Source organism: Sporosarcina sp. Y1004, from assembly GCF_057669665.1.
Genome location: NZ_JBYHFQ010000023.1, coordinates 62,591 through 69,523, shown reverse-complemented (window position 1 = coordinate 69,523; position 6,933 = coordinate 62,591). Strand labels below are relative to the sequence as shown.

General features: G+C 43.3%; 7 protein-coding genes. 4 read left to right on the top strand and 3 right to left on the bottom strand.

What is annotated here, in order from left to right:
* The 3 genes from AC25Y6_RS14785 to AC25Y6_RS14775 form a co-directional block, all read left to right on the top strand.
* A partial coding sequence (locus AC25Y6_RS14785) for a hypothetical protein (protein WP_488143555.1) occupies positions 1-226 on the top strand: 226 nt, incomplete at its 5' end.
* Positions 227-324: 98 nt separating this feature from the next.
* The gene (locus tag AC25Y6_RS14780) at positions 325-1,389 is read left to right on the top strand and encodes a PseG/SpsG family protein (RefSeq protein ID WP_488143554.1); all 1,065 of its coding nucleotides are present in this window, start codon (positions 325-327) and stop codon (positions 1,387-1,389) included.
* 23 nt (positions 1,390-1,412) lie between these two features.
* On the top strand, positions 1,413-1,598 hold the full coding sequence (locus AC25Y6_RS14775) for an SE1832 family protein (RefSeq protein ID WP_482101188.1): 186 nt from the start codon (positions 1,413-1,415) through the stop codon (positions 1,596-1,598).
* Between the two features lie 114 nt (positions 1,599-1,712).
* On the opposite strand, the gene AC25Y6_RS14770 is transcribed toward AC25Y6_RS14775, so the two are convergent.
* From AC25Y6_RS14770 to AC25Y6_RS14760, 3 genes are all read right to left on the bottom strand, one after another.
* Positions 1,713-3,176, bottom strand: coding sequence for a phospholipase D family protein (locus AC25Y6_RS14770; protein ID WP_488143553.1), 1,464 nt, complete (start codon positions 3,174-3,176; stop codon positions 1,713-1,715).
* Positions 3,177-3,271: 95 nt separating this feature from the next.
* Positions 3,272-3,817 carry an RNA polymerase sigma factor gene (locus AC25Y6_RS14765; protein WP_488143552.1) on the bottom strand — a complete coding sequence of 182 codons (546 nt, stop codon included), beginning with the start codon at positions 3,815-3,817 and terminating at the stop codon, positions 3,272-3,274.
* Between the two features lie 314 nt (positions 3,818-4,131).
* Positions 4,132-5,370, bottom strand: coding sequence for a hemolysin family protein (locus AC25Y6_RS14760; protein ID WP_488143551.1), 1,239 nt, complete (start codon positions 5,368-5,370; stop codon positions 4,132-4,134).
* A 180-nt stretch (positions 5,371-5,550) separates the two neighbouring features.
* Here AC25Y6_RS14760 and AC25Y6_RS14755 point away from each other — a divergent pair, with 180 nt between their 5' ends.
* Entirely contained in the window at positions 5,551-6,933 is a 1,383-nt protein-coding gene (locus tag AC25Y6_RS14755; protein ID WP_488143561.1) for a dipeptidase, read from the top strand.

Below are 6,933 nucleotides of genomic sequence, written 5' to 3'. Positions count from 1 at the left end.
ACGCAGTGACGAGGAGGCTGAAGCCGTGCCCGCGGAAAGCGTCCGTTCGGAACGGAAATCAACGGGATTGAAGGAAATCGTTCTTTTTCAGTGGCTTCAAAGGCATCCCCAAAGCGCCAAGCGGTCTACAATCCACACTCCGAATCACAACTCTATCTCGATATTGAGCACCGCAGCGGATTCAACTGGATTCTTCATCTCAACATATATAGTAAAAAAACCGTAGTTTACCATATCATTCATTTCAATCTATTAGATATATACATAACTCATTCGTCCAATACATATGGTAATAGGGATGAATTTAACAATTTGCATGAAAGGGTGATTCCAATAAACGAACAACAAAAGAAAATCGTAGCTATCCATATTTCCAGCTCGGACGGAAAGGGGACATACCCCGCACGCAGAGCAGCCATGATTGCAAAAACTTTGGCTGATGAAACAGATATCATCTTCCTTTGTGGTGCGGATTCCCCTCCGGTACCTAAGGGATTTAAATCAGTGCCTACCGAAACGCATAACCTTTTGTTACAGGCACTTGCGACTATTAAACCAGACTTACTCCTACGTGATAGCGGCTCAACAATACTAGAAGAAGTTGAAAAGATTGCTGAGCTTGTTCCCTCCATCATCCATTTCGATGATTTCGGTGATGGCGGTAAAAGTGCGGACCTGGTTTTTCAGACACTGTATGCCGAAACAAATGATAGTGTTCCCGACCATTATGTGCTTGGATGGGAGAGCTTCATTGGCGACGAACAAATGGCTTCATATAAACATATTGGTCTTCGCAAAGGCCAGTCCGGCCCTCTCCCCCATCTCGTCATCACATTCGGCGATGAGGACTTGGGAAACTTGACTTACCGTGCATTGCGACACATTATGCAACTTCAGATTCCACTAAAAGTGACGGTTCTCATCGGTGAACACTATTCCCACGATGCAAGTGCACTTCAGATGATGGCTCTTGGAAGACGCAACACAGCTGTCGTAGAGCATCCGTACAATACTGCAGAGATATATGCATCCGCAGATATTATTTTGTGCGCATCTAGCTACATGCCATATGAAGTCGCGGTACTTGGCATCCCTTGCATCGTCCTCGCACAAAACGACTTCGAGCTGGGACTCGCATTTCCAAAAGACCAACACGGGTTCATACATCTTGGCCTCGGCCGTAAAGTGAAACAGTCCAGCCTGTTGAACGCCATCATGGAACCATTGCTGCACGATCCGCTACGAAAAAAAGCGATTGCACGCCAAGCTGCACTCGGAATGGGCGACGGAAAAGACGCTGTCTGTGAAGCAATTCGCTATTATCTTGAATACCCAAAGCGTAATACTAGTGGCGGAGCAGGAAAAAAGACGTTTAATATGCTACACTGAGTAAAAACGAGGTGCCTTACTCTATGAACAAACGTCAAGTGGAATCAGCGATTGCTGAACTCAAAATGGACTATATTAATCTACAAGGTGATATCGAGAAGCTCGAATCGACAGGCAATAATAGTTACGTCAAAAAAGCCGAACTTCGTCTTGCGACAATGGAAAATAATCTCGCAGAACTGAATAAGCAACTTGACGAGTTTGAATAACACAGCGCTGGAGTCTAGACACTGTTCCAGGTGAGAAACTTATACTTTCAAAGCTCAAAAAGACTATCCTATGAATAACAAGGGATAGTCTTTTTGATTTATACATATAAAAACTCAATAACTCGTCAGTTTAAACAGCTTCTGTAGACTGTAAATGCCGCGTTGGAAGAATGTGAATTCATCTTGGTACTCTTCCACGTCAAGCGTGTACAACGCATCTTCATTGTTCCATAGTCTATCGAAATAAGTGTCTATCTCACCAGTTAACTCACTGTCATTCTTTGCAATAACCCGTAGATTTGCTTCCAAGTTATAATCATCAAGCGTGCGTTCCGTTAGATTGGCAGATCCGTTCGAAATATACGTTTCATCTTTCGTTTGGACGACAACCAGTTTCGTATGATACTGCCCAATTACCGTATTGTACCAACGGACATCGATCTTCCCATCCGAATCTTCCACCATTTCCTGCACAACAGGCCTGTTCGGCAACCCGGATTTTTCATTACCAAAGGAGTTTTCATTCGGATCCAAAATCATTTTCACATCCACCCCACGATTCGCCGCATCGACGAGCGCATTGACTAGGTCCCTTTTTGAGATGAAAAACATACCAAGACGAATTTTGTCTCCTTTTTGTGATTTCGCAATATCAGCAAGAAGTGCATCTAGTATTTTTTTCTCAGTCAAGTACTGGACGGCATATTCTCCACCATCCGGCTCAGGCTCTTCGACGCGCGGCAATGTCCCTCCATTCGTATAGCGAAGGATCGCTTCTTCCGCTTCTAAAATATCGTTCAGGATATTCCCCTTTACCTTCAATGCGATATTCCCATGAAACCCACTGGCGTTATGCGGATTCCCCGATGAAACAAGCGCTTCCTTATCCGTTACGACAGTTTTCCGGTGATTCGCTTTAACGTTTAGTAATGTTATATAGGAGGCCAGTGTCATTTTCGGGGCCATACTTGACATGGCATTTGCAATCCATCCTGTTTTTTCAAAATCCATCCAACGAAATAGCATCCTGTAAAGCCCTGAATAGATTGGCATTGAATCGCGAAGCGGGTCCAAATCTGTGTATACGACTTCAATCCCAACGTCTTCCATCATTGTGAACCATTCCATTTCGTAAGAACCGTATCCCGTGTTCAAAGGATCCGTGATAAAGATAATCGGCATATCTGGATTTTTCTTCTTTTTTGCCACCAGTTTCTCAGTCATTGTCTGTGCGATTTTAGGAAACTCTACTTCTTCTTCATCAACATAATGATCAAATAAGAAATAATCGAGTACGATAAATTGCTCAGCCCGGTCAATCATTTGGTAAACTTCATCGAAAATTGCAAGCTCATGCACCATACCATCCCCGTCTTTATTTTGTGCATATGTCAAATCGGTAAACATTTCAACATCGTCCGTCCAGTGGATATCTCCTTCGAAAGAAATACCTTCGGGAAGCGGTTTATATGTATGCCATAAGATTACGCCTATGTAAATTAGGACAAACAGTAATAGCACAATTAGGGCAACCCGCTTCCGCCTGCTCCATCCCTTTTTCTTTTCTTTCTTTTCCATGGACATTTCCTCGTTTCAGCTTAATCTATCACTTACAACTAGATTCCCCTTTTTGCTTTTCGACAAACAAAAAGCACAGCCCATTGGCTGCACTCTTAGGCAGTGACGTAGTCTTGCACTGCTGTATCTGCAATCATTAATTCTTTCAAATACTTTTTAGCGCGGAACAGTCTGGATTTCACTGTACCGATTGAGACCTTCATCACATCTGCAATTTCAATCAATGAATATTGATAGACATAGAAATACTCGATGGTTGTTCTGTAAATGGCATCAAGTTCACCTATTTTTTGTTGAACGATGGATTGAATGTCATTCCGCTCAAGTAATTCCGCTGGAGTCAGACTGTCACTTGGAACCAAATCTAAAATAGGCACATCCAACGTTTCCGGTTGGTTCATCACATGTTTACTTCTTCTAACGTCTTTCCGGTACCGATCTCGGAATGTATTCATGCAAATGGTTGTTAACCATGCTTTCATATGTTCGACGTCGTCCATGCGATTGCTGTACCGTACGACCTTCACCCATACGTCCTGCATGAGGTCTTCTGCCTCTTCTCTGTTACGCGTCAACTTAAGGCATAGATGATATATGTAACGTCCGTATTCTTCATGCACCCCATTAAGATTTAAGTTCATAATATAACGCTCCCGTCTTCTATCTGTTGTTCTCATTATCAACAATTGGGACCTTTCAAACCATCGTATTCTCTTTCAGTACACTTACAAAGATGTAAGCTTGACATGAAAAGCGGAAGCGGCCGTATAGACGCGGCAGGCATTAGACGGTCTGGCGAAGCGGCGTACTTTGCCGCACAGCCGGAACGGTTTATGACCTAGCGTCTGGCCGCTGCAGCTAGACACGAAAAGCGGAAGCAGCCGAATAGATGCGACGGGCATTCAAAAAAAGAAAATCCCCATAACCATCGTCTGGTTACAAGGATTTTCATGTTTCATTCATTTTCTTCAGATCGAATCGCAATAGTCATTCGTATAATACGGTTGCGTTCCATTTCCTCAATTTCAAAACGCATATGATCGTATGTAAATCGTTCACCTTCTTCAGGAACATGACCAAGCTCTTGCAGAACAAATCCGCCAAGTGTTTCATGATCGGTCGGTAATTCAACGCCTAACAAATCCATCGCATCAACGATTTCGAGCCTTCCGTGACAAGTTAACATGTGTTCCGTTTTTCCATAGACAAGTACTTCTTCATCATCGTCCGTCTCATCTTCAATATCCTGGCCAATCATTTCTTCGATAATATCTTCATGTGTAATAACGCCAAGTGTTCCTCCGTATTCATCCAGAACAATAGCCATATGCTTCTTCTTCGCAAGCATCATCTTGAACACTTTTTCAACGCTAGCGGACTGCACTACGTAAAATGTATTGCGGTCAATCAACTCTCCAAGTGTCTGTTTAGGATTCATCGACCATCCGATTAGCATCTTCGAATAAAATACGCCTAAAATCGTATCCATGCTCTCTTCATAGACGGGATAACGTGTATAGGAATGCTCGAGAATTATATCACGTACTTCTTCGTAGGTTGCTTCAATCGGCAGCCCGATGATATCCATCCGGTGTGTTTCAAGGACGTCAGATACATCCTTTTCCGCAAAATCGAGTACTTCTTTCAATCGATTTGATTCTTCCATCTTGAATGTTCCTTCTATAGATGCAATGTCAACCATCGACCGGAGATCATCCTTGGTAAGTGTAGCTTTCGTCACCGCACCTTTTGAAATGATGCGGATGAAAATATTTGTGAACGTGCTCAGTAGTGATGTTAGCGGAGTCAATATTGTAATAAGAAGTGTAATTGTAGGTGAAACCATATAAGCGACACGCTCACTGAACGTTGCAGCAATCGTTTTCGGCAACACTTCACCGAAGACAATAATAATAACCGTCAGTATCCCTGTCCAAATACCGACACTTAGACCTTTGTCGATTGCTATAGTCGTAACGAGGGTCGGCATCATAATATTCGCGATATTATTTCCGATCAGAATCCCTGTAATCATACGGTCCGGTTTCGAAATCAGTTTCTGCAGCCTGATAGCCTGCTTGTCTCCCTGATTTGCACGAAACTGGACCTTTCTCCTATTTACTGCTGTAAGAGCCGTTTCACTACCTGAGAGGTAAAACGACATGAATAAAAAGAAGCCAAGTGCAATAAACAAAAGCAATTCCTCCCGGAAATAATATCATATTTGTATATTCGTCCAATTAATAACTTTCAAACAGTATACCATACCCTTCAGGTTATCGTTCGTCTTTCACGCTCAAAATCCCCACTTATCTGCTATACTATCCCTAATCAAAATTACTTGAAATGAGGAATTATATTGAATCATTTAGAGATGATTGACGGGTATTTTAAAGAAAAACGGGATGTACATTTAGGCCTATTAAAAGACTTTCTACGTATTCAAAGTATCAGCGCTTTATCCGACCATAAGGACGATATGCAACAAGCTGCAGAATGGTTGCGCGCTTCTTTCAAAAAAGCAGGTCTTGAAAACCTTTCAATTGATGAAACAGATGGACATCCCGTTGTGTATGGCGATTGGCTCCACGCAGAAGGAAAACCAACCATTCTCGTGTACGGACATTACGACGTGCAACCGGTCGATCCATTGAATTTGTGGACAAGCGGGCCATTCGAACCTGAAGTACGTGATAACAAATTATATGCGCGTGGTGCCAGCGATGACAAAGGACAAGTATTCATGCATGTATTGGCTGTTGAAGCGCTTATTCAGAAAACGGGCGGATTGCCTGTCAATGTGAAATTCATCATTGAAGGTGAAGAAGAAATTGGCAGTCCAAATCTCGAGAAGTATATTAAGGCTAACCAGGACAAACTTGCAGCCGATGTTATCGTTATTTCCGATACAGGCATGCAAGGACCCGGACAACCCGCAGTTTGTTATGGACTTCGCGGCCTGAGCGGCGTTCAAATCGATATACAGGGCGCAAAAAGCGATCTTCATTCCGGCTTGTATGGCGGTGGCGTCCAAAATCCAATTCATGTACTTGCAGAAGTTCTTGCATCATTCCGAGATAGAGAAGGAACCATTGCCATAGAAGGGTTTTACGACAATGTACGCCCTCTATTAGACGGGGAACGCGAAGCTTATCAAGCGCTTGGCTTTGACGAAGACGAATTAAAAGAAGAAATCGGCGTAACAGAACTGTTCGGAGAAAAAGGGTATTCGTACCTGGAGCGTACCTGGACACGTCCGACACTTGAAATTAACGGCGTATTTGGCGGATTTTCAGGAGAAGGCATTAAAACAGTATTGCCTGCAGAAGCAGGCGCAAAAATCACATGCCGCTTAGTACCTGACCAGGATCCCGATGAAATCGTCGAGAAGTTGAAAGCGCATATCGAGAAACACAAACCGGTGGGCGCAACCGTGACAGTGACTGAATTCGATAAAGGAAAACCATTTATCACACCGTTTGACCACCCCGCTATCCAGGCGGCCGGTCGTTCATACGAAAAAGTATACAATGTACCGACTGCTTATACGCGTGGTGGTGGATCGATTCCAATTGTGGCGGCATTCGATGAAATTCTCGAGTTGCCAGTGGTCTTAATGGGCTTCGGTCTTTCATCAGAAAACTTCCACGCCCCAAACGAACATTTCCACTTGGAGAACTTCGACCAAGGTTTGCGCGTCATCAGCGATTACTACTATGAAATTGCCGGTTTTAACAAAGATGAATTGAAGAAGTAG

What these genes read in the sequence shown, in the direction of transcription:
- AC25Y6_RS14755 (WP_488143561.1), top strand. Translation starts at nt 5,551, where the DNA reads ATGATTGACGGGTATTTTAAAGAAAAACGGGATGTACATTTAGGCCTA.
- AC25Y6_RS14775 (WP_482101188.1), top strand. Translation starts at nt 1,413, where the DNA reads ATGAACAAACGTCAAGTGGAATCAGCGATTGCTGAACTCAAAATGGAC.
- AC25Y6_RS14770 (WP_488143553.1), bottom strand. Translation starts at nt 3,176, where the DNA reads ATGGAAAAGAAAGAAAAGAAAAAGGGATGGAGCAGGCGGAAGCGGGTT.
- AC25Y6_RS14765 (WP_488143552.1), bottom strand. Translation starts at nt 3,817, where the DNA reads ATGAACTTAAATCTTAATGGGGTGCATGAAGAATACGGACGTTACATA.